Consider the following 669-nt stretch of genomic DNA (forward strand, 5'->3'; position numbering starts at 1 on the left):
GCCGCGGCCTTCGCGATGCAGGCGTCGGCGTGGGCGTAGCGCCCGTCCGGCCCGAGCACGACGCCGGCGCCGTCGTGCGACTGCACCGTGAAGGCGACGCGCCCGCCCGGGCGCAGCACCCGCGCGATCCCGGCGAGCACGCCCTCGAGCGCGCCGACGTAGATGAAGACGTCGGCCGCGACGCAGAGGTCGGCGGAGGCCGCCGGCGCCTCGGACAGGAACCCGTCGATCCCCGCCTCGACGAGACGGGCATAGATGCCCTTCCGCCGGGCGAGCGCCAGCATCGCCGGCGCGAGGTCGACGCCGGTGAGCCGTTCGACGCGGGGGCCGAGCGCGGCGCCCATCAGGCCAGTGCCGCAGCCGAGATCGATCGCGTCGCGGTATCGCCGGGGGCCGTCCGCATCGAGTGCCGCGCAGAGCAGCGCCGGGCCGCAATAGCCTAGTCCCTCGACGAGGTGGCGCTCGAAGCGTCCGGCATAGCCGTCGAACAGCGCGCGCAGATAGGCCGGCGACAGGACCGGCAGCGCCGCGTCGCCACCGAGGCGCGCGAGGTGGACGAGCATGCCGAGCGTGTCCTCGGGGTCGAGGTCGCGGGCGGTCTCGTAGGCGCGCAACGCCGCCTGGAACAGGCCCGGCTCGGCGGTGCCGGCCGCGGCCCCGGCGGCGTAG

1 protein-coding gene is annotated in these 669 nt (G+C 76.2%); it reads right to left on the reverse strand.

All coding sequences use genetic code 11. The features are described 5' to 3' along the window. The coding region (locus FV223_RS29295; RefSeq protein ID WP_147730072.1) for a methyltransferase domain-containing protein at nt 1-669 on the reverse strand (669 nt) is incomplete at both ends.

Source organism: Methylobacterium sp. WL116 (assembly GCF_008039455.1).
Taxonomy (GTDB): domain Bacteria; phylum Pseudomonadota; class Alphaproteobacteria; order Rhizobiales; family Beijerinckiaceae; genus Methylobacterium.